The organism is Streptomyces sp. NPDC001401 (genome assembly GCF_042895385.1).
Lineage (GTDB): Bacteria > Actinomycetota > Actinomycetes > Streptomycetales > Streptomycetaceae > Streptomyces.
On the sequence record NZ_JBIAWI010000004.1, the window covers coordinates 454,448 to 475,207 of the forward strand.

Consider the following 20,760-nt stretch of genomic DNA (forward strand, 5'->3'; position numbering starts at 1 on the left):
ACACACCCCGATATCCCCTGTTACCCCTCCGAGGCCACAGAACCGCTGGTGGAAGCGGTCTGCTGGAACAGCCATTCGGACTTCAACTCGGCATATCCGGGCTTGATCACGTCATTGATCATCGCCAGTCGTTCATCGAAAGGAATGAACGCTGATTTCATCGCATTGACGGAGAACCACTGCATGTCGTCGAGCGAATAACCGAAGGCGTCGACTAGGTGCTCGAATTCCCGGGTCATACTCGTGCCGGACATGAGTCGATTGTCCGTATTCACGGTCGCACGGAAGTGCAGTCGGCGCAGCAGCCCGATCGGGTGTTCGGCATAAGACTCCGCCGCCCCGGTCTGGAGGTTGGAGCTGGGGCACAGTTCGAGCGGGATGCGCTTGTCCCGTACGTACGAGGCGAGCCGCCCGAGCTTCACCGAACCGTCGGCATGCACCTGGATGTCGTCGATGATGCGCACGCCGTGCCCGAGCCGGTCGGCGCCGCACCACTGCAGTGCCTGCCAGATGGACGGCAGCCCGAAGGCCTCACCGGCATGGATGGTGAAGTGGTTGTTCTCGCGCTTCAGATACTCGAAGGCGTCGAGGTGCCGGGTGGGCGGGTAACCGGCCTCGGCGCCGGCGATGTCGAACCCCACCACCCCCAAGTCCCGGTACCTGTTGGCGAGTTCGGCGATCTCCAGGGCGCGGGCGGCATGCCGCATCGCGGTGAGCAGGGCCCCGACACGGATCCGGTGACCGCTCTCCCGCGCGAGCCGCTCCCCTTCCCGGAAGCCCTCGTTGACGGCCTCCACGACCTCCTCGAGGCTGAGCCCGCCCTCCAGATGCTGCTCGGGGGCGTACCGCACCTCGGCGTACACGACCCCGTCCTCGGCGAGGTCCTCGGCGCACTCGCGCGCGACCCGCACCAGCGCGTCCCGCGTCTGCATCACGCCGACGGTGTGGGAGAAGGTCTCCAAGTACCGCTCCAGCGAACCGGAGTCGGCGGCCTCCCGGAACCAGACACCCAGCCTGGCGGGGTCGGTCTCGGGGAGGCGCTCATAGCCCGAGTCACGGGCGAGTTCGACGATCGTCCCCGGGCGGAGGCCGCCGTCGAGGTGGTCGTGCAGCAGAACCTTCGGCGCCCGGCGGATCTGGTCCGGCGTCGGGGTGTTCGAGATGGTCTGGCTCGTCATTTCCGCACTCTAACTCCTACGCGCGTAGATCGCTCGCTGTACAACTCCGTCGATACGTAACGGTGACCGCAAGGACGGGGCACGTACACCCACGCTTCTGACACTGTTCTGTCATGGCACACCAAGCGACGCCGGTTCGACGGGCCCGGCTGGGGAGGGCACTCGGCCCGGAGCCGACGGCGGTCAGCGGAGTGGTCCTGCTGCTCCCCGGCGGCGACGAGGAGTCGGCCCGCAGACCGTCCCCCATGCTGGCGACCGCCTCCGTACGCGCCCTGGGCCGCCGCCTGGCCCGCGCCGGGCGGGCGGAGGGCCTGGCCACGCATGTCGTCCACTACCGCTACCGCGGCTGGAACGGCAGCGAGGCGCATCTGGCACAGGACGCCTCCTGGGCCGCGGACGAAGCCGTACGGCGGTACGGGGACGTCCCTGTCTGCCTCGCCGGCCTCGGCATGGGCGGCCGGGCCGCACTGCGCGCGGGCGGGCACGAGGCCGTCAACTCCGTACTGGCGATGGCGCCTTGGCTGCCCGAGGAGGACGTCGCGGCTTCGCCTGAACCGGTGAAGCAGTTGGCGGGGCGGCGGGTGCTGATCGTGCACGGCACGAATGACGATGTCTCCGACCCCGAGCTCTCCTTCCGGCTGGCGGCGCGGGCGAAGAAGGCGAACCGGGATGTGTGCCGGTTCGAAGTGCACTCCGACGGTCATGGGTTGCATCAGTACCGGAGTGAAGTGCAGGCGTTGGCCGAGGATTTCGTGATGGGGGCGTTGTTCGGGCGTTCCTTTTCGCGGCCGGTGGAGGATGCGTTGGCGGCTCCGCCGCCGTTGGGGTTGCGGATGCCCTTGGCTGCGGGGTTTGGTAAGTCGTTGCGCCGGTAGCGCCGTTGGGGTGCTTGGTTCGTTGGCGGGTGCGGGTTCGTTGTGGTTGCTCGCGCCCACGCGGCGGAGCCGCAAATCGATACAGCCCCGCGCCCCTTTAAAGCCGCTGCTCTCAGGCCGGTAGCAAGTTGCCCCTTCTTGAGAGTAGGAACCTCTTGAAGGCTGCCACTGGGGGTGTGTCCGGGTGGCCGTCCAGCCAAGCCACGCCGATTTCGCGTGCCGCACGTGGGGCTGTGACCGTGAGTTCCACAACTCCTGGGCGGGGGAAGGCCGGTGGGGGAAGGAGGGCGACTCCGAGGCCGGCCGCTACGAGACCCCTCAGGGTCTCCGCCTCCTCGCCCTCGAAGGCGATGCGAGGCTTGAAGCCGGCCTGCCTGCAGAGGTCGTCCGTGATGAGGCGCATGCCGTAGCCGGGTTCGAGGGTGACGAAGGTTTCGTCGGCCGCTTCGGCGAGGCGGATGCGTCTGCGGGTGGCCAGGGGGTGGTCCGTGGGGACGACCAGGCGGAGTTTCTGTTCGTCGAGGCGGCGGGCCACGAGGCCGGGGGCATCGGGGACCGGTGAGGTCAGGCAGAGGTCGAGTTCGCCCGCGCGCAGCTTCTCCAGCATCGCCTCGCCGTAGTTCTGGACGAGGCTGAAACGGACGCGGGGGTGGTCGACGCGGAAGGCCTGGATGAGGCCCGGGACCGTTTCCGCGCCCATGGTGTGCAGGAAGCCGAAGGCGACCTTGCCGGTGGCCGGGTCGGCGTCGGCGCGGACCTCGTCGGCGGCGCGCTCGATCTCGGCGAGGGCGCGTTCGACGGAGCCGAGGAAGGTGCGGCCGGCGGGGGTGAGCGAGACGGTGCGGCCGCGGCGGGCGAACAGGTCGACGCCCAGATCCTGTTCGAGCCGGACCATGGCCCGGGAGAGGGTGGACTGCGGGACCTGCATCTCCTGGGCGGCGCGCGTGACGTGCTCGGTACGGGCGACGCCGGCGAAGTGGGCGAGGCGCGGAGCGAGCAGCGAGACGATGTCCTCGGTGTCTTTTGTGTCACTGGACGGTGACAGACGAGCTTGTGACCTCTGCTGATGCACCATGGGAACGATTATGGCGATTCCATGCATTGGACGGATGAGCGGGGGCGTACGTAGCTTCGAGGCATGTCTCCCGCCAGTACCGGGGCGTCCACCGTCGTGGGCGCCGCATCCGCTGTCCCTGTTGTCGATGTTGCCGATTCCCGTATGGCCCCGGGTGGGTCCGGCTACCGCCGGATGAGCTTCGCCCTCTTCCTCGCGGGTGTCGCGACCTTCGCGCTGCTCTACTCCACACAGGCCCTGCTGCCGCTGATCTCGGGCGAGTTCGGGGTGGCGCCGAGTGAGGCGAGCTGGACGGTGGCGGCGGCGACCGGTGGTCTGGCGGTGTTCGTCCTTCCGATGAGCGCGCTGTCGGAACGGTTCGGGCGTCGTACGGTGATGACGGGCTCGCTGGTGGTCGCGGTGGCGGTGGGGCTCCTGGTCCCGTTCGCGCCGTCGCTGGGCGTGCTGGTCGTGCTGCGGGCGCTGCAGGGGGCGGCGTTGGCCGGGCTTCCGGCGTCGGCGACCGCGTATCTGGCCGAGGAGGTCCGGCCGAAGGCGCTGGTCACGGCGATCGGGCTGTTCGTCGCGGGCAACAGTGTCGGCGGGATGAGCGGCCGGGTCATCACCGGATGGGTCGCGCAGGAGTGGGGCTGGCGGGTCGCGGTCGGCGTGATCGGGGCGATTGCGGTGGCGTGTGCGGTCGCGTTCCGGCTGCTGCTGCCTGCGCCGCGGCACTTCGTCGCCGGCTCGCTGCGGCCGCGGGTCCTGGCGCGGACGGTGCGCGAGCATCTCGCCGACCCGCTGCTGTGCCGGCTGTACGCGATCGGTGCGCTGTTCATGACGGTGTTCGGCGGTGTCTACACGGTGATCGGCTACCGCCTGACGGAGGCGCCGTTCTCGCTGCCGCAGGGCGTCATCGGGTCGATCTTCCTGGTGTACCTGGTGGGTACGGTGTCGGCGTCGACGGCAGGACGGCTGGTGGGTCGTCTGGGCCGCCGTGGGGCCCTGTACCTGGCGGGCGGTACGACGGCGACGGGACTGGTCCTGTCCCTCGCGGGATCTCTCGTACCGGTGCTGCTGGGGCTGGTGCTGATCACCGCGGGGTTCTTCGCGGGGCACGCGGTCGCCTCGTCGGCGGTGAGCAAGACGGCGACGAGGGGTCGTGCACAGGCTTCCGCCCTGTACCAGTCGGCGTACTACATCGGGTCCAGCGCGGGCAGCACGATCGGAGCCATGGCCTTCCACGCAGGCGGCTGGACCGGAACGGTCGGGGTCGGCCTGCTGGCGATACTGGGGGTCGTGACGATCACGGTGTTCGGGACGCGGGCGGCGCGGGTCGCTGAGCGACGGCAGCGCCGGTTCGCATCACTCAGCCCGTCCGGCGTTTGAGGACGAGGCCGTTCAGGCCGATCGGGGGTCCGGGGGCGGAGCCCCCTGGGGACGGCAACCCCCACCCACCTGCACATTCACCCACTCGGCACGCCATTGTCAGTGCCCTGCGCTAGCTTCGAACGTGCTGGGCGCAAAGGCGCGCGACAGGAATGCCACAGGGGTGGGTGGACGATGAGCGACGGTACGGCGACCACGACGACAGACCTCGACGTCAGGCTCGAGAAGCACCGGGTCGAGCTGACCGGCTACTGCTACCGCATGCTCGGCTCCTCCTTCGAGGCCGAGGACGCGGTACAGGACACGATGGTCCGCGCCTGGCGCAGTTACGAGAAGTTCGAGGGCCGCTCCAGCCTCCGCTCCTGGCTGTACCGCATCGCGACGAACGTCTGCCTGGACATGCTGACCGCCGGCAACAAGCGCGCCCGCCCGATGGACCTGAACGAGTCGACGCCGCTCGCCCAGGCCGCCCTCTCCCCCCGCCCCGACAACACCTGGCTCGAGCCGATGCCGGACGCCCGCGTGCTGCCGACCGTCGAGGACCCCGCGGAGGCCGCCGTCGCCAAGGAGTCCGTGCGGCTCGCCTTCATGGCCGCGCTGCAGCAGCTGCCCGCCAAGCAGCGCGCGGTGCTGATCCTCCGCGAGGTGCTGGCCTGGAAGGCGAGCGAGGTCGCCGAGCTGCTCGACACGTCGGTGGCGTCGGTGAACAGCGCACTTCAGCGGGCCCGGGCCACGCTCGCCGAGCGGGAGGGCGAGAAGGCCGCCGGTGCGGCCGTCTCCGACCCGCTGGACCCGGAGCAGCAGAAGCTGCTCGACCGCTACGTCGCGGCCTTCGAGGGCTACGACATGACGGCGCTCACGGCGTTGCTGCACGAGGACGCCGTAATGACGATGCCGCCGTTCGACCTGTGGCTGACGGGCCATGACGACATCACCGGCTTCATGACGACGCTCGGCTCCGCCTGCGAGGGCTCGCGACTGGTTCCGGTGCAGGTCAACGGACTGCCGGGGTTCGCCCAGTACAAGCCGGACCCGGAGGAGGGCGGCTACGCCCCGTGGGCGGTGCAGGTGCTGGAGATATCAGACGGCCGGCTCACCGGGTTCCACTTCTTCCTCGACACGAAGCGGTGGTTCCCGCTGTTCGGCCTGCCCCTCCACCTCGATGCGGAGTCCGACCAGGTCGAGAAGCGCGTGTAGGGAGGGCGCGGGGTCACGGAGGCGGATACGGCCTCCCGCCCGCCGGGCGGCCAGCTCCAGCCGTGCCAGCAGGTCCACGGCGCCCAGCCCCGGCGGCCCGATCGCAGCGACGTCGACCACCACGGCCCCGGCCCCGGTGGACTCCAGCAGCTCGCGCACGTCCTCGCACAGCCCCGTCACCTCGTCACGGGTGACGGGGCCGGGCAGCACGAGTACGGCGGGTGTCATGGCGTCCACGAGCGGTAGACCGGACTGACAGGCGGAACTCATCGCGGCACACCCGACTACCGGGCGTGTCCACCGATCGGGATCACATTGACCCGCTCCCCACCTTCCCAAGAGGGTTGGGTGTATGCCCCAAGCATCAGCACCGCCCTGGATACCCGACGGCCTCCTCCACCCCGTCAAGGAGGCGCCGTGCAGGGCGTGTTGACGGGTTTCGCGGTCATCGCGGTCGTCATCGGAGTGGGCTATGTCATCGGACGGCAGGGGTATCTCGGCGAACACGGCCGCGAGGTCCTGACCAAGCTGGCCTTCCATGTGGCCTCCCCCGCGCTCCTCTTCACGACGCTCGCGAAGGCCGACCTGTCGGTGATCTTCTCCAGCCGGCTCCTGGTGACGGCGATGAGCACGGCCGCGGCGGCCGGGGTCTTCGTCGCGGTCGGTGTCGTACGGGGCTGGGGCATCGGGCGCACCACGATCGGCGCGCTGTGCTCCAGTTACGTCAACTCCGGCAACCTGGGCATCCCCATCGCGGTGTACGTGCTGGGCGACGCCTCGCTCGTGGCGCCGGTCCTGCTCTTCCAGATCATCGCGCTGACCCCGATCGCCCTGACGATCCTCGACCTGTCCGGCAAGGGTAAGAAGGGCCCGCTGTGGCTACGGCTCCTGACTCCCCTGCGCAACCCGATCGCGGTGGGCTCGCTGGCGGGCGTCGCGGTCGCCGCGACCGGGCTGCGGGTGCCGGACCCGGTCATGGACCCGCTGACCCTGATCGGCAACATGTCGGTCCCGGCGGTCCTGCTGGCCTTCGGCATCTCCCTGTGCGGCAGCACGATGCCGGGCCGGGGCGCCGATCGGAACCCCGTCCTGCTGTCGGTCGCCCTGAAGGCCGTGGGCCAGCCGGTGGCAGCCTGGGCACTGGCGGTGGGGGTGTTCGGCCTGCACGGCCACCAACTCCTGGACGTGGTGGTGACGTCGGCGCTCCCGGCGGCGCAGAACCTGTACACGTACGCGAGTCGGTATCGGGTGGCGGAAGGGTTGGCGCGGGACTCGATCCTGCTGTCGACGGTCCTGTCCGTGCCGGTACTGGTGGTGGTCGCCGCGTTGCTGGGGTGACTCAGGGGGTGGGGAACGAACTGGTGTCGACGGCGAGTTCGAAGGGGTGCGGCAGCTCGACCGGGACGCCGAACTTGCCTGCGCGCAGGATCCGATAGACGCCGTCGTTCGGTTCCCCGTACAGCGTGATCGTCGGGCCACCCGGTGCCAGACCGTCGATCAGGAGGTGGAGCAGGATACCGGCCTCGGCATAGCCTGCGGCTTTGTGGATCCGGTCATTGGTCGCAGTGGCCAACGAGGTGATTTCCACGACGAGTTCGGCCTTGCCCGCCGGGATGTAGTAGCCGTCTCCCTTCAGCACCTCCTCCGGCACCACGGCAAGGTCGGGCATGTAGAGGCCCAGTCGGGACGGCACAGCCATGCCCAGCCGCTGATAGATCCCCCAGTCCTCTGGGATCACCTCGTAGAGGCGCCGCTGCACACACTCGGCAATTCCGTGGTGCGCGTTGGCGGACGAGGGTGTCACGGTGACGAGCCCTTGGACGATCTCCACCTTGCAGCCCTGGGAACATCCGTCTGCTGCCAGACCCAGACCAGTTCGTCCCACTCGTTGTCGGCCTTGATGTAGTCACCGTCGAGCACGTCCATGGCGCCCATCCAACATGCCGAACGGGACCGGTGGCGGTCCACCGATCCCGTTCACTCGAATGGGAAACTCCCCTGGTCAGGCGATACGTTCCAGCACGACGGGCGACGCCGAGAACTCCGCCCCCGCCGCCCCGATGTCGTAAGAACCCTCCATCGCCTGCAGCGCGTACTCGAAGCGCTCGGGGGTGTCGGTGTGCAGGGTCAGCAGGGGCTGGCCCTCCGTCACCGTGTCGCCCGGCTTGGCGTGCAGCTCGATGCCCGCGCCCGCCTGCACCGGGTCCTCCTTGCGGGCGCGGCCCGCGCCCAGACGCCAGGCGCCGACGCCGATGTCGTAGGCGTCGAGGCGGGTCAGGACGCCGGAGGAGGGGGCCTTGATGACGTGCTGCTCGCGGGCCACCGGCAGCTCCGCGTCCGGGTCGCCGCCCTGGGCCGCGATCATGCGGCGCCAGACGTCCATCGCGGAGCCGTCGGCCAGGGCCTTCGCCGGGTCGGCGTCCTTCACGCCGGCCGCGTCGAGCATTTCGCGGGCCAGGGCGATGGTCAGTTCCACCACGTCCGCCGGACCGCCGCCCGCCAGCACCTCGACCGACTCGCGGACCTCCAGGGCGTTGCCCGCCGTCAGGCCCAGCGGGGTCGACATGTCGGTCAGCAGCGCGACCGTCTTCACGCCGTGGTCCGTGCCCAGGCCCACCATCGTGGAGGCGAGTTCCCGTGCGTCCTCGATGGTCTTCATGAAGGCGCCCGTGCCCACCTTCACGTCCAGGACCAGGGAGCCCGTGCCCTCGGCGATCTTCTTCGACATGATCGAGGAGGCGATCAGCGGGATCGCCTCGACCGTGCCGGTCACGTCACGGAGGGCGTACAGCTTCTTGTCCGCGGGAGCCAGGCCGTCGCCCGCCGCGCAGATCACCGCGCCGGTGGTGTCGAGGACGTTCAGCATCTCCTCGTTCGACAGCAGCGCGCGCCAGCCGGGGATCGACTCCAGCTTGTCCAGCGTGCCGCCGGTGTGGCCGAGGCCGCGGCCCGAGAGCTGGGGTACGGCCGCGCCGCAGGCCGCGACCAGGGGCGCCAGCGGCAGCGTGATCTTGTCGCCGACGCCGCCCGTCGAGTGCTTGTCGGCCGTGGGGCGGGACAGGGACGAGAAGTCCATGCGCTCGCCGGAGGCGATCATCGCGGCCGTCCAGCGGGCGATCTCGCGGCGGTTCATGCCGTTGAGGAGGATGGCCATGGCGAGCGCGGACATCTGCTCGTCGGCGACCTCCCCGCGGGTGTACGCGTCGATCACCCAGTCGATCTGCTCGTCGCTGAGCTCACCGCGGTCCCGCTTGGTGCGGATGACGGAGATGGCGTCCATGGCCATGGCGTGCGTTCCTTCCGAGGTTCATGGAAGTGTGCGGCCCCTCCGAGCCAGTGTGCTCAACTCGGAGGGGCCGTACGGGAGTTACTTGGTGAGGTGCTCCGGGCCGAAGGCCTGGGGGAGCATCTGCGAGAGCGGGAGGATTCCCGCCGGGGTCTCCAGAAGCAGGTCGGGGCCCCCGAACTCGTAGAGCAGCTGGCGGCAGCGGCCGCACGGGACCAGGATCTCGCCCCGGCCGTCGACGCACGTGAAGTGCGTCAGGCGGCCGCCGCCCGTGCGCTGCAGCTCCGAGACCAGCCCGCACTCGGCGCACAGGCCGAGGCCGTAGGAGGCGTTCTCGACGTTGCAGCCGGAGACCGTGCGGCCGTCGTCGACCAGGGCGGCGACCCCGACGGGGAAGCCCGAGTAGGGGGCGTACGCATGGGACATGGCCTCGCGGGCCAGGTCCCGGAGCGCCTCCCAGTCGACGGCGGCCGGCGGGGTCACTTGCCCTGGCCCTTCCGGTAACGCATGCCGTCCGCCTTCGGCATCCGCAGGCGCTGCGCGGACAGCGACAGCACCAGCAGGGTGACGACGTACGGGGTGGCGCCCACGAAGTCGCTCGGGACCTCGTCGGTGACCAGGTACCAGACCAGGACACCCGCGCCCACCATGAGGCTGATCCCGCCCTGCCAGTGCGCCTTCTTGTACAGCTTCCAGCCGGCCAGGCCCACCAGGAGCACGACCAGCAGGAGCAGCAGCGCGTGGACGGTCTCGCCGCCGTTGCGCAGCTGCAGCGCGTCGGAGTAGCCGAACAGGCCCGCGCCCATCGCGAGGCCGCCCGGCCGCCAGTTGCCGAAGATCATGGCGGCGAGACCGATGTAACCGCGTCCGCCGGTCTGGTTCTCCAGGTAGGTGTGCGAGGTGACCAGGGCGAGGAAGGCGCCGCCGAGGCCCGCGAGGCCGCCGGAGACGGCCACGGCCGCGTACTTGTACTTGTAGACGTTGACGCCGAGGGACTCCGCGGCGATCGGGTTCTCACCGCAGGAGCGCAGGCGCAGACCGAACGGGGTGCGCCACAGCAGCCACCAGCTGCCGACGAAGAGCAGGACGGCGATGACGGTCACCACGGACAGGTTGGTGACCAGGCCGCCGAGGATGCCCGCGATGTCGGAGATCAGGAACCAGTGGTGCTTCTCGATCGACTGCAGCGCGTCCGACAGTCCCGGTACGTCGAAGTTGGGCAGCGAGTCCACCGGCGGGGACTGCTTGGGGTTGCCGCCCGCGTCGGCCGCCTTGCCGTTGGTGAAGAAGAGCTTGGCTAGGTACTGGGTGATGCCGAGTGCGAGCAGGTTGACCGCGACACCGGAGACGATGTGGTCGACGCCGAAGGTGATGGTCGCTACGGCGTGCACCAGGCCGCCGAGGACGCCGAAGGCGATGCCCATCAGCAGGCCGAGCCACGGGTTGGACTGCCAGCCGATCCAGCCGGCGCCGAAGGTGCCGAGGATCATCATGCCCTCGAGGCCGATGTTGACCACACCGGACCGCTCGGACCACAGACCCGCGAGACCGGCGAGACCGATGGGCACGGCGAGGCCGAGGGCGGCGGAGACCTGGCCCTCGGAGGTGAGCTGGTTGGAGCCGGTGATGACGCGGACCGCGGCGACGAGCAGCAGCGCGCCGGCGACGATCATGAGGATCTGGCCGATGGAGCGGCCCGAGCGGGCGCGTTCGGTGTCCGCCTTGGGAGCCGCGGGGGGCGGCGTGTCGGTCATCGTGGCAGTCATCACGCCACCTCCTGCTTCTGGGTCGGGGCGGCCTGGGCGGCGAGCTCGGCGCCGACCCGCTGCTGCTGGCGCCTGAGGCCGTAGCGGCGTACGAGTTCGTAGGCGATGACGACGCTCAGGACGATGACGCCCTGGATGACGCCGAGGATCTCCTTGTCGTAGCCCTGGAACTCCAGGTGGTTGGTGGTGCGCTCCAGGAAGCCCCACAGCAGTGCGCCGAGGGCGATGCCGACCGGGTTGTTGCGGCCGAGCAGCGCGATGGCGATGCCGGTGAAGCCGATGCCCGTCGGGAAGTCGTTGCTGAACTGGTGGCTGTCGTTGAGCAGGGTCGGCATACCGATCAGACCGGCCACCGCACCCGAGATGAGCATGCTGGTGGCGACCATCTTCTTGACGGAGACACCGCTCGCGGTGGCCGCGCTCTCGGACTGGCCGACGGTGCGCAGGTCGAAGCCGAAGCGGGTGCGCCCGAGCACGAACCAGTACGCGATGCCGATGATCACGGCGATGACGATGAAGCCCCACAGCACGCCCGCCGGGCCGGTGTCGATGCTGAAGAAGTACGAGGACTCCGGCAGCGGCTTGGTGGAGATGACCGTGCCGCCGCTCTGCAGCTCGGCGAGCTTCCCCGGCTGCAGCAGGTAGGCGATGATCGCGGTCGCGATCGAGTTCAGCATGATGGTCGAGATGACCTCGCTGACGCCACGGGTCACCTTGAGAACACCCGCGATGCCGGCCCACAGGGCACCGGTCGCCATGGCGCACAGGATGATCAGCGGGATGGCGATCCAGCCGGGAACGGTCAGCGCGCCGCCGAGGACGGCGGCGAAGAACGCGGCGATGCGGTACTGGCCGTCGACGCCGATGTTGAACAGGTTCATGCGGAAGCCGATGGCCACCGCGACACCCGCGAGGTAGTACGTCGTCGCCTTGTTGAGGATGTAGACCTGGCTGTCGCTTGCGGTGCCGTAGGTCAGCATGTCGCTGAAGGCGGAGCCCGGGTTCTTGCCGGTGGCGAGGATGACCAGGGCGGTGACGACGACCGCTGCGACGATCGCCAGCAGCGGCGCCGCGATGCCGAGGAGCAGCCGCTCCTTGTCGATGCGTTGGGTCAGCTTGTTCATCGGGCGTCGTCCTCGTCGTCCTCTGTGTGCTCCAGGTGGCCGGTGGCCGCGCCCGTCATGGCGGAGCCCAGCTCCTCGGGAGTGATCGTGGCGGGGTCGGCGTCTGCGACCAGGCGGCCGCGGTACATCACCCGCAGGGTGTCGGACAGGCCGATGAGCTCGTCCAGGTCGGCGGAGATCAGCAGCACGGCCAGGCCCTCTCGGCGGGCCTCGCGGATGTGGTCCCAGATCGCGGCCTGTGCGCCGACGTCCACGCCACGCGTGGGGTGGGCGGCGATGAGCAGCTTGGGCTCGTGGCTCATCTCCCGGCCGACGATCAGCTTCTGCTGGTTGCCGCCGGACAGCGAGGCGGCCGTGACGTCGATGCCGGGGGTCCGGACGTCGTACGCCTCGATGATGCGCTCGGTGTCGGTGCGGGCGGCCTTGATGTCGAGGAGCTGGCCGCGGGAGTTGGGCCGCTCGGTGACATGGCCGAGGATGCGGTTCTCCCACAGCGGGGCCTCGAGGAGCAGGCCGTGGCGGTGGCGGTCCTCGGGGATGTAGCCGACGCCGGCCTCTCGGCGGCGGCGGGTGGGGGCGTGGGAGATGTCGGTGCCGTCGAGGGAGATGACGCCCGCGTCGGGGTCGCGGATGCCCATGATCGCCTCGACCAGCTCGGACTGGCCGTTGCCCTCCACGCCGGCGATGCCGAGGACCTCGCCCTTGTGGATGGTGAAGGAGATCTCGTCGAGGATGATGCGCTCGATGCCGTCGAGGTCGACCTGGCTCAGGTGCACCTTGTCGACCTTGAGCAGCGGGACGTCCGTGACCGTCGACTCCTGGGTCTCCGGCGTGGGCAGTTCGCTGCCGACCATCAGCTCGGCGAGCTGCTTGGGGGTGGTGCCGGCCGGCTCGACCGTGCCGACGGTGGTGCCGCGGCGGATGACGGTGATCTCGTCGGCCACGGAGAGGACTTCGCCCAGCTTGTGGGAGATGAAGATGACGGTGAGGCCCTCGGCCTTGAGCTCGCGCAGGTTGTCGAAGAGGGCCTCGACCTCCTGCGGCACGAGCACGGCGGTGGGCTCGTCGAGGATGAGGGTCTTGGCTCCGCGGTAGAGGACCTTGAGGATCTCCACGCGCTGGCGGTCGGCGACGCCGAGCTCCTCCAGGAGGACGTCGGGCCGGACGTTCAGGCCGTACGCGTCCGAGATCTCCTTGATCTTCGTACGGGCCTTGCCGCCGATGCCGTACAGCTTCTCCGCGCCCAGGACGACGTTCTCCAGGACGGTGAGGTTGTCGGCGAGCATGAAGTGCTGGTGCACCATGCCGATGCCGCGGGCAATGGCGTCGGCGGGGTTGTGGAAGGTGACCGTCTCGCCGTTCACGGTGATGGTGCCCTCGTCCGGCTGCTGCATGCCGTAGAGGATCTTCATCAGGGTGGACTTGCCGGCGCCGTTCTCACCGCAGAGGGCGTGGACGGTTCCGGTACGGACGGTGATGTCGATGTCCTTGTTGGCGACGACGCCGGGAAATCGCTTGGTGATGCCGCGCAGTTCGACGGCAGCGGGAGGGCTGGACGCGTTGATGGCGCACTCTCCTCGGGGAAAAGGGGCTGCGTAGGGGAGGGCAGGCGTCGGCGACGCTAGCGCGGCAACTCCATGCTACACGCGTAGAGTTGACACATTGTTATGGCTCGACGAGGGGGTTGACGAGCGCCCCCTCGCCGAGCCGAGGTTTCGGCGGGAACCGTCAGGTCAGCTGGTCTTGACCTTGACGGTGCCGTCGACGATCTTCTTCTTCGCGGCATCGAGCTGGGTCTTGATGTCGTCGATGAAACCACCGCTGGTGGCCAGGCCGACACCGCCCTTGGCGAGCGAGTAGATCTGGTTGCCGGTCAGCGGCTTGCCGTCGTGCACGGACTTGATGAAGTCGTAGACGCCGACGTCGACGTTCTTGACCATCGAGGTCAGGATCGAGTTCTTGTACTTGGCCAGACCCGGGATGTTGTACTGGTCCGAGTCCACGCCGATGGCCCAGGCGCCCTTGACGCCGTTGACGGCCTCGATCGAGCCGTTGCCGGAGGAGCCGGCGGCGGCGTAGATCACGTCGGCGCCGTTGTCGAGCTGGCCGGACGCGGCCTCCTTGCCCTTGTCGGGGCTGGAGAAGCCGGACAGGTCGGAGCCGTGGGTCAGGTACTGGACGTCGACCTTGACGCTGGACTTGGTGTCCTTGACGCCCTGGACGTAGCCCGCCGCGAACTTCTTGATCAGCGGGGTGTCGACGCCGCCGATGAAGCCGACGTGGTTCTTCTTGGTCTTCAGCGCCGCGGCGACACCGGCCAGGTAGGAGCCCTGCTCCTCGGTGAAGGTGATGCTGTCGACGTTCTTGGCGGTGGCGACAGAGTCGATGAGACCGAAGTTGACCTTCGGGTACTCCTTGGCGACCTTGTCGATCGAGGTGGCGTAGGAGAAGCCGACGGCGACGATCGGGTTGTAGCCCGCCTCCGCCAGGTCGGTCAGGCGCTGCTCGCGGTCCGCCTCGGTGTCGGAGGTCTTGGCGGTGAGCTCCTTGATGGAACCGCCGAACTCCTTCTCGGCCTTGTCGGCACCGCGCGCGGCGGAGTCGTTGAAGGAACGGTCACCACGGCCACCGACGTCGTAGGCGAGACCGATCTTGATGCCCTTGCTGCTGCCCGAGGAGGAGGACGAGCTGCCAGTGTCGGACGAGGTGCTGCCACACGCGGTGGCAGTCATTGCGAGAGCTGCGGTGGCGATACACGCAGCGGAAAGCTTGGCTACCCGGCGCACGGGAGGCTCCTTCACCTGACCTGAGCGCCTTGTCGGCGCTTCATGTGAGCACCATGCCAGTGCTCGGGCCCGGACGCCCCTGCGGCGTCGGCTTCGCGGCATCGTAACGCGCGTAGATGTCAGAAAAACACCCCTCTCGAAGCCGTTATCGATTCGAGGCAAACAGCGTCTGAACTCAGGCTCTTCCGGCCTCACACACCGGGATTTCGATGAGTGCACGATTGGCTTACGAGCATGTTGCGCCGCGCGGCGGAACGGCCCCCGAGGGGGCCGTTCGGCACGCTCGGATCACTTCCCCGCGTCCAGCAGGGCCGCCGCCGTGAACAGCTCGACACCGACCGTGATCGCGGACTCGTCCGCGTCGAAGTCGCCCTGGTGCAGGTCGCGCACCGTGCGCTCGCCCGGGGTGCGGACGCCGAGGCGGGCCATGGCGCCGGGGACGTGCTCCAGGTACCAGGAGAAGTCCTCGCCGCCGAGGCTCTGCTCGGTGTCCTCGACGGACTGGGCGCCGCGGCGGGCGGTCATGGCGTCGCGCAGCAGGTCGGTCACGTCCGGGTCGTTGACCACGGGCGGGACACCGCGCACGTAGTTGATCTCCGACTTGGCGCCGTGCAGGTTGGCGACCTCGTCGATGGCGGCGACCACGAGGTCCGGCGCCTGCCGCCAGGCCTCGATGTCGAGGCAGCGCACGGTCCCGGAGAGCTCGGCGTGCTGCGGGATGACGTTCGGGGCGTGCCCGGACTCGATGCGGCCCCAGGTGATGGCGAGGCCGCTGCGGGTGTCCACGCGCCGGCCGGCCAGGGCGGGCACGTCGATCGCGACGCGGGCCGCGGCGGTGACCAGGTCGGTGGTGAGGTGCGGGCGGGCGGTGTGTCCGCCGGGCCCGTCCAGGGCGACCTCGAGCCGGTCGCAGGCGGAGGTGATGGCGCCCTGCCGCAGACCGATGCGCCCGGCGTCCACCTTGGGGTCGCAGTGCACGGCGATCATCCGCCCCACCCCCTCCAGCACCCCGCACTCGATGGCGTCGGCGGCGCCGCCGGGCAGCACTTCCTCGGCGGGCTGGAAGAGCAGCCGTACGGGCCGCGGGAGCTTCCCCTGCTTGTGCAGTTCGGCCAGGACCAGCCCTGCGCCCAGCACCACGGTCGTGTGCACGTCGTGCCCGCAGGCGTGCGCCCGGTCCGGCACGGTCGACCGGTACGCGCACTCGGTCTTCGTGTCCGGGATGGGCAGGCCGTCGATGTCGGCGCGCAGGCCCAGCATGGGCCGCCCACCGTCCCACTCCCCGATGTCACAGATGAGCCCGGTACCGGTGGCGAGCACGCGCGGTTCAAGACCCGCAGCCTCGAGCCGCGCCTTGATCGCCGCGGTCGTACGGAACTCCTGGTTGCCGAGCTCGGGGTGCATGTGCAAGTCGCGCCGGAAGGCTACGAGTTCGGCACGCAGCGCCTCGGGCAGCGTGCCGGGAAGCACGGCTTCCCCGGGTTGGTCGGCCTCGGGCTCTAGGGACATCAGTTGCTTCACCCTCTGAAGGGTAGGACGCCGGGGTGGCCAACTGACCCTCGATCAACAAAAGTTCAACCCGTAAGGGGAAGAAAAATTGGCCGCTCGACGCATGGGCGTGGGTGGAGATGGGTAAACCTGTCTTTTCTCTACGCATACCACGCCCGACACCTCCCCGGTGGTTCTGTTCCGCCTGTCGGGACCACACTGTGGAACAAACGGGCCCGGATCCCGGAATCATCACCACCGCGCGACGTTTCCGCCACGCAGCGCACACGGCGGCCGGTCGTGGGCACCCTGCCTCCATGGAGGCGTGCGGCTGCGGTGAGGACCAGATCCCCTGGATGCTGGCGAGATTCGGGTTCCTCGGGATGGCGATCCTGGTCCTGGGGGGCCTGGTCGTGATGACCCTGGCGGGCTGGCTGCTGGTGCTGGCGGTGTCGCTGTACCAGCGGTGGCGGTACCCGCCACGGTCGGCCGAGCTCGGGGAGAGGTCTGGGGAAAGGTCCGGGGAGACGTTCGAGGAGACTTCGCGGGACTCTCTCGGCGGTTTCACCTGGACGACGGACGACCGCTAGTAGGGTGCGGGCCCGTGAGCTCCGCGATACCGGGCAGCCCGGATTTCCTGCATGCCACCCGATCCTCGTACGACGCGATCGCCCGCCCGTACACCGAGCAGTTCGCCGACTGGCTCAGCGACAGACCGCTGGACCTCGCCCTGGTCACCGCCTTCGCCGAGCTCGTCCGTGCGGCCGGTACGGCTCCTGTGGCCGACGTCGGCAGCGGACCCGGCCATGTCACCGCCCGGCTCGATGCGCTCGGCGTGCCGACGTTCGGGGTCGATGTGTCGCCCGGCATGGTGGCGCTGGCCCGGGAGGCGCATCCCGGACTGCGGTTCCACGTGGGCTCGATGACCTCGCTGGACCTGCCTGACGAGACGCTGGGCGGCGTGCTCGCCCTCTACTCGATCATCCACGTCCCGGACGACCACCTGCCTGCGGTCTTCGCCGAGTTCCACCGCGTCCTGGTCCCCGGCGGCCATGTCCTGCTCTGCTTCCAGAGCGGCGACGAGGACGGCAGCATGCACCTGACGGAGCGGTTCGGGCAGGAGATCTCGCTCGACTACTACTTCCGTACGCCGGACTCCGTCGCCGAGCAGCTGGTCAAGGCGGGCCTGCGGCTGCACGCCCGCGTCCTGCGCGAGCCGGACGGCGAGGAGAAGCAGCCGCGGGCGTTCCTGCTGGCGCGGAAGGACGGCTGAGGACGGACGACTGAGGCCCGCCCCGGTTCACGCCGCGGTGACCGCCGACAGACGCGTGACGTCCCGCGCCGTCCCCGTAACCCCCGACAAGAACCCCTGCGCCCGCGGTGAGGCGTTCTCCGTCAGCCAGCCAGGGTCGATGTCGCAGACCGCGACCCGGACCTCCGTGCCTGTCAGGGCGAGGGGCAGGGTGTGGACGACGGTGGAGGGGAAGCTCAGGATCGTGCGGCCGATCGGGCCGCGGCGGGCGATCAGTTCCAGGGGGAGGTCGGGGCGGACGATCTCCAGGCCCGTCTCGGCGGCCAGCCGGTGGAGCTTGTCCGTGCTCTCGCGGCGGTGCGCGAAGTAGCGGGTGGCGCCGTGGGTCTTCGCCAGGGTGCGGACGGCTTCCAGGTAGCGGTCGCCGTCCACCACGCCGGTCTCCACCAGTGAGGTGCCCACCATGTCGGCGCCCTTGGTGATGCGGGGCGGGCCGAAGCGGAAGCGGGTCCAGGAGAAGTCGTTGGTGTGGACGGTCACGCCGGGCGGGATCTCGTCCATGGGCATGGAGGAGAAGATCGCCACCCTGCGCCTGGCGCTCGGGGTGAGGCGGCGGCGAGCCTTGGAGGACACCGGCGCGAAGATCAGGTCGCGTGCGCTCGGGCGTCCGCCCTTGCGGTGCCAGCGGACAAGACGTTCACCGCGGGCCAGCTGGGCGACGAACTCCATCGTGGCCGTGCCGTCGTCGACGACGACCAGGTCGCGGGCCTTGGTGATGGTCAGCAGGAGTTGTACGTAGCGGGAGAAGGGGTCGCCCAGGACGATGCGGTCGGCCCTGCGGAGCATGCCGGTCAGGCCGCCGATGGTCTGGAAGGGGGCCGCGGGGCCGCCCCGGGCCTCCTCCCAGCGGACCGTGTGGCCCTCGTCGCGGGCGAGTTCGGCCATGCGGCGCAGCTGGCCGCGGGTCATGGGGTCGGTCGGGGACAGAACGACGAGGGTGAGCGTCGCGCCGGGCGCCTGGGCATGCGCCCACTCCAGCACGTTCAGAAGCTGTACCGGGCTCTCGACGAACGCGAGAGTGGAGGTGCTGCCGGCGGATCCGGCGCGGCGGCTCATCGACGTATGACCGTCCCCTAAGTGATGGTGACTCAGACCGAGACCGGCTCGCCCGCGGCCGCGGCGATCTCCGCCTCGGCGACGACGCCCGTGACGCGGCGCAGCTTCTTCATCGGGCCGAGCTCGGACTCGTAGACCTTCTTGACGCCGTCGCCGAGGGAGGCCTCGATGGTGCGGATGTCGCGGACGAGGCGGGTGAGGCCCTGCGGCTCGACGGAGGCGGCCTGGTCGGAGCCCCACATCGCGCGGTCCAGGGTGATGTGGCGCTCGACGAAGGTGGCGCCGAGGGCGACCGCGGCGAGGGTGGTCTGCAGGCCGGTCTCGTGGCCGGAGTAGCCGATCGGGACGTTCGGGTACTCGTCCTGCAGGGTGTTGATGACGCGGAGGTTGAGCTCCTCGGCCTTGGCCGGGTACGTCGAAGTGGCGTGGCAGAGCAGGATGTTGTCGCTGCCCAGGACCTCGACCGCGTGGCGGATCTGCTTCGGGGTCGACATGCCGGAGGACAGGATGACCGTGCGGCCGGTGGCGCGCAGGGCGCGCAGCAGCTCGTCGTCGGTCAGGGAGGCGGAGGCGACCTTGTGGGCGGGGACGTCGAACTTCTCCAGGAAGGCGACGGCCTCGGTGTCCCACGGGGAGGCGAACCAGTCGATGTTCTTGGTCTTGGCGTACTCGTCGATCTGGCGGTACTCGTCCTCGCCGAACTCCACGCGGTGGCGGTAGTCGATGTAGGTCATCCGACCCCAGGGGGTGTCGCGCTCGATGTCCCACTGGTCGCGCGGGGTGCAGATCTCGGGGGTGCGCTTCTGGAACTTGACCGCGTCGCAGCCGGCCTCGGCGGCGGCGTCGATCAGCTTGAAGGCGTTCTCGAGCTCGCCGTTGTGGTTGATGCCGATCTCGCCGACGACGTAGACGGGCTGACCCGGGCCGGCGGTCTTCGAACCGAACTGGCGCAGACGGGAGTTGCTCATGACAGGAACGTTCCTTACTTGTCGAGGGAGTCGAGAGAGGGGCCGAGGATCCAGCTGGCGATCTCTCGGATCGCGCCGTCGCCACCGGGGACGGTGGTGACCGCACGGGCGGCGCCGCGTACCACGTCGTGGGCGCTCGCGACCGCCACGGGCCAGCCCACGAGGGCGAAGCACGGGAGGTCGTTGACGTCGTTGCCGACGTAGAGCACGCGCTCGGGCGCGATGCCCTGCTCCTCGCACCACTGCTTCAGTGCGAGGTCTTTCCGGTCGATGCCGTGGAGGACCGGGATCTGCAGCTTCCGGGCTCTGGCGGCGACGACCGGGTTCTGCTCCGTGGAGAGGATCAGCATCTTCAGCGCGCTCTTGCGCAGCGCCGCGATACCGAGGCCGTCCCCGCGGTGCACGGAGACGAACTCCTTTCCATCGGCGTCGATCAGCACCCTGTCGTCGGTCTGGGTGCCGTCGAAGTCGAGTACGACCGCGTCGACGTCGTCTGCGGTCGGCAGCGAACCGGGGCGGTCCGCGTCGAAGAGGGGCGCAAGCGCGCGGGCCCGCGCGAGGTCGTGCGGGTCGTCGATCTCCAGCACGCGGGCGGGGTCCGTGCGGACCAGCTCCGTGCGGCCGAAGAAGCGGTGCTGATGCTTGCGGAAGCCGGGGGCGGCCATCGCGTAGGCGGCGCCGGTCTCCAGGAGGTCCTGGGGGCGGTCCTGGCGGCGGGGGCGGAAGGACTTGTCGTGGTTGACGCCGTAGCCGCCGCCGGTGGCCGCGTCGGCCTCCGCGACGGTGCCCGCGGTGACCTCGTCCTCGGCGTCGCGCCAGATGAAGCCGTGGAAGGGGGCCACGGTGACGGCCGTGTCGGCGCCGTTCTCGACGACCGCGGACGCCACTCCGTCGATGTCCTCGCGGATGATGAACGGGCTGGTGCACTGCACGAACACCACCACGTCGACGGCCGCGCCGTGCAGGGCCTCGTGAGCGTCCATGGCGTGCAGGACGGCGGCCTCGGAGGTCGCCGTGTCCCCGGCGATGGCGGCGGGGCGCAGCACGACCTCGGCGCCGGCCTCGCGCGCCGCCGCGGCGATGGCCTGGTCGTCGGTGGACACCACGACGTCGGTCACCAGGCGGGTCGCCCGGCACTCGCGCACCGCCCGCGCCACCAGCGGCACACCGCCGACGGGGGCGAGGTTCTTCGCGGGCACGCCCTTGGAGCCGCCGCGCGCGGGGATCACCGCGAGCACCCGGCGCACCGAAGCGCCTTGGCCCGCTTCCGGGTTGGACATG

21 protein-coding genes are annotated in these 20,760 nt (G+C 69.7%); 6 read left to right on the plus strand and 15 right to left on the minus strand.

Translation table 11 applies throughout. From position 1 onward, the window contains the following. Positions 1 to 20 precede the first annotated feature (20 nt). Positions 21 to 1,178 carry an adenosine deaminase gene (locus tag ACFY10_RS17390; RefSeq protein ID WP_390665978.1) on the minus strand — a complete coding sequence of 386 codons (1,158 nt, stop codon included), beginning with the start codon at positions 1,176 to 1,178 and terminating at the stop codon, positions 21 to 23. Positions 1,179 to 1,291: 113 nt separating this feature from the next. Between ACFY10_RS17390 and ACFY10_RS17395 the strand changes: the two genes are divergently transcribed. Next, complete coding sequence (locus ACFY10_RS17395; protein ID WP_390665979.1) at positions 1,292 to 2,053, plus strand: alpha/beta hydrolase; 762 nt, start codon at positions 1,292 to 1,294, stop codon at positions 2,051 to 2,053. A 112-nt stretch (positions 2,054 to 2,165) separates the two neighbouring features. On the opposite strand, the gene ACFY10_RS17400 is transcribed toward ACFY10_RS17395, so the two are convergent. Then, positions 2,166 to 3,128 (minus strand): LysR substrate-binding domain-containing protein, encoded by a 963-nt coding sequence (locus ACFY10_RS17400; protein ID WP_390665980.1) that lies wholly within the window; start codon positions 3,126 to 3,128, stop codon positions 2,166 to 2,168. A 63-nt stretch (positions 3,129 to 3,191) separates the two neighbouring features. Between ACFY10_RS17400 and ACFY10_RS17405 the strand changes: the two genes are divergently transcribed. Both ACFY10_RS17405 and ACFY10_RS17410 read left to right on the plus strand, forming a co-directional pair. After that, positions 3,192 to 4,496: an MFS transporter gene (locus tag ACFY10_RS17405; RefSeq protein WP_390665981.1), complete on the plus strand. Its 1,305-nt coding sequence runs from the start codon at positions 3,192 to 3,194 to the stop codon at positions 4,494 to 4,496. A 174-nt stretch (positions 4,497 to 4,670) separates the two neighbouring features. After that, complete coding sequence (locus tag ACFY10_RS17410; RefSeq protein WP_390665982.1) at positions 4,671 to 5,693, plus strand: sigma-70 family RNA polymerase sigma factor; 1,023 nt, start codon at positions 4,671 to 4,673, stop codon at positions 5,691 to 5,693. On the opposite strand, the gene ACFY10_RS17415 is transcribed toward ACFY10_RS17410, so the two are convergent. Beyond that, positions 5,577 to 5,963 carry an STAS domain-containing protein gene (locus ACFY10_RS17415; protein ID WP_390665983.1) on the minus strand — a complete coding sequence of 129 codons (387 nt, stop codon included), beginning with the start codon at positions 5,961 to 5,963 and terminating at the stop codon, positions 5,577 to 5,579. The genes ACFY10_RS17410 and ACFY10_RS17415 overlap by 117 nt on opposite strands. A gap of 147 nt (positions 5,964 to 6,110) precedes the next feature. Here ACFY10_RS17415 and ACFY10_RS17420 point away from each other — a divergent pair, with 147 nt between their 5' ends. After that, entirely contained in the window at positions 6,111 to 7,031 is a 921-nt protein-coding gene (locus ACFY10_RS17420; protein ID WP_390665984.1) for an AEC family transporter, read from the plus strand. Position 7,032: 1 nt separating this feature from the next. On the opposite strand, the gene ACFY10_RS17425 is transcribed toward ACFY10_RS17420, so the two are convergent. The 9 genes from ACFY10_RS17425 to ACFY10_RS17465 all read right to left on the minus strand — a co-directional run bounded on the left by ACFY10_RS17425 (position 7,033) and on the right by ACFY10_RS17465 (position 16,164). Continuing rightward, positions 7,033 to 7,497: a Uma2 family endonuclease gene (locus ACFY10_RS17425; protein WP_390665985.1), complete on the minus strand. Its 465-nt coding sequence runs from the start codon at positions 7,495 to 7,497 to the stop codon at positions 7,033 to 7,035. After that, positions 7,494 to 7,628 (minus strand): hypothetical protein, encoded by a 135-nt coding sequence (locus ACFY10_RS17430; RefSeq protein WP_390665986.1) that lies wholly within the window; start codon positions 7,626 to 7,628, stop codon positions 7,494 to 7,496. Before ACFY10_RS17430 ends, ACFY10_RS17425 begins: the two co-directional genes overlap by 4 nt. A gap of 67 nt (positions 7,629 to 7,695) precedes the next feature. After that, the gene (locus ACFY10_RS17435) at positions 7,696 to 8,973 is read right to left on the minus strand and encodes a thymidine phosphorylase (RefSeq protein ID WP_390666183.1); all 1,278 of its coding nucleotides are present in this window, start codon (positions 8,971 to 8,973) and stop codon (positions 7,696 to 7,698) included. Between the two features lie 87 nt (positions 8,974 to 9,060). Beyond that, positions 9,061 to 9,462 carry a cytidine deaminase gene (locus tag ACFY10_RS17440; protein ID WP_390665987.1) on the minus strand — a complete coding sequence of 134 codons (402 nt, stop codon included), beginning with the start codon at positions 9,460 to 9,462 and terminating at the stop codon, positions 9,061 to 9,063. Further along, entirely contained in the window at positions 9,459 to 10,745 is a 1,287-nt protein-coding gene (locus ACFY10_RS17445; RefSeq protein ID WP_390665988.1) for an ABC transporter permease, read from the minus strand. The genes ACFY10_RS17440 and ACFY10_RS17445 overlap by 4 nt, the downstream gene beginning before the upstream one ends. Beyond that, positions 10,745 to 11,869, minus strand: a complete 1,125-nt coding sequence (locus ACFY10_RS17450) for an ABC transporter permease (protein ID WP_390665989.1) — start codon at positions 11,867 to 11,869, stop codon at positions 10,745 to 10,747. Before ACFY10_RS17450 ends, ACFY10_RS17445 begins: the two co-directional genes overlap by 1 nt. Further along, positions 11,866 to 13,401 (minus strand): ABC transporter ATP-binding protein, encoded by a 1,536-nt coding sequence (locus ACFY10_RS17455; protein WP_390666184.1) that lies wholly within the window; start codon positions 13,399 to 13,401, stop codon positions 11,866 to 11,868. The genes ACFY10_RS17450 and ACFY10_RS17455 overlap by 4 nt, the downstream gene beginning before the upstream one ends. A 201-nt stretch (positions 13,402 to 13,602) precedes the next feature. Beyond that, entirely contained in the window at positions 13,603 to 14,655 is a 1,053-nt protein-coding gene (locus ACFY10_RS17460; RefSeq protein WP_390665990.1) for a BMP family protein, read from the minus strand. A 288-nt stretch (positions 14,656 to 14,943) separates the two neighbouring features. Further along, positions 14,944 to 16,164: a M20 family metallopeptidase gene (locus ACFY10_RS17465; protein ID WP_390666185.1), complete on the minus strand. Its 1,221-nt coding sequence runs from the start codon at positions 16,162 to 16,164 to the stop codon at positions 14,944 to 14,946. Between the two features lie 296 nt (positions 16,165 to 16,460). Between ACFY10_RS17465 and ACFY10_RS17470 the strand changes: the two genes are divergently transcribed. Beyond that, entirely contained in the window at positions 16,461 to 16,733 is a 273-nt protein-coding gene (locus tag ACFY10_RS17470; protein ID WP_390665991.1) for a hypothetical protein, read from the plus strand. Between the two features lie 14 nt (positions 16,734 to 16,747). Then, positions 16,748 to 17,416: a class I SAM-dependent DNA methyltransferase gene (locus ACFY10_RS17475; RefSeq protein WP_390665992.1), complete on the plus strand. Its 669-nt coding sequence runs from the start codon at positions 16,748 to 16,750 to the stop codon at positions 17,414 to 17,416. A gap of 27 nt (positions 17,417 to 17,443) precedes the next feature. Here the strand turns inward: ACFY10_RS17475 and ACFY10_RS17480 are convergent, their stop codons facing one another. From ACFY10_RS17480 to ACFY10_RS17490, 3 genes are read right to left on the minus strand one after another with little or no spacing between them, the layout of a single operon-like run. Beyond that, positions 17,444 to 18,511, minus strand: coding sequence for a hypothetical protein (locus ACFY10_RS17480; protein ID WP_390665993.1), 1,068 nt, complete (start codon positions 18,509 to 18,511; stop codon positions 17,444 to 17,446). A 32-nt stretch (positions 18,512 to 18,543) separates the two neighbouring features. After that, on the minus strand, positions 18,544 to 19,479 hold the full coding sequence (locus tag ACFY10_RS17485) for an N-acetylneuraminate synthase family protein (RefSeq protein ID WP_390665994.1): 936 nt from the start codon (positions 19,477 to 19,479) through the stop codon (positions 18,544 to 18,546). Positions 19,480 to 19,493: 14 nt separating this feature from the next. Then, the gene (locus ACFY10_RS17490; protein ID WP_390665995.1) at positions 19,494 to 20,759 is read right to left on the minus strand and encodes a cytidylyltransferase domain-containing protein; all 1,266 of its coding nucleotides are present in this window, start codon (positions 20,757 to 20,759) and stop codon (positions 19,494 to 19,496) included. Between the last annotated feature and the right edge of the window lies 1 nt (position 20,760).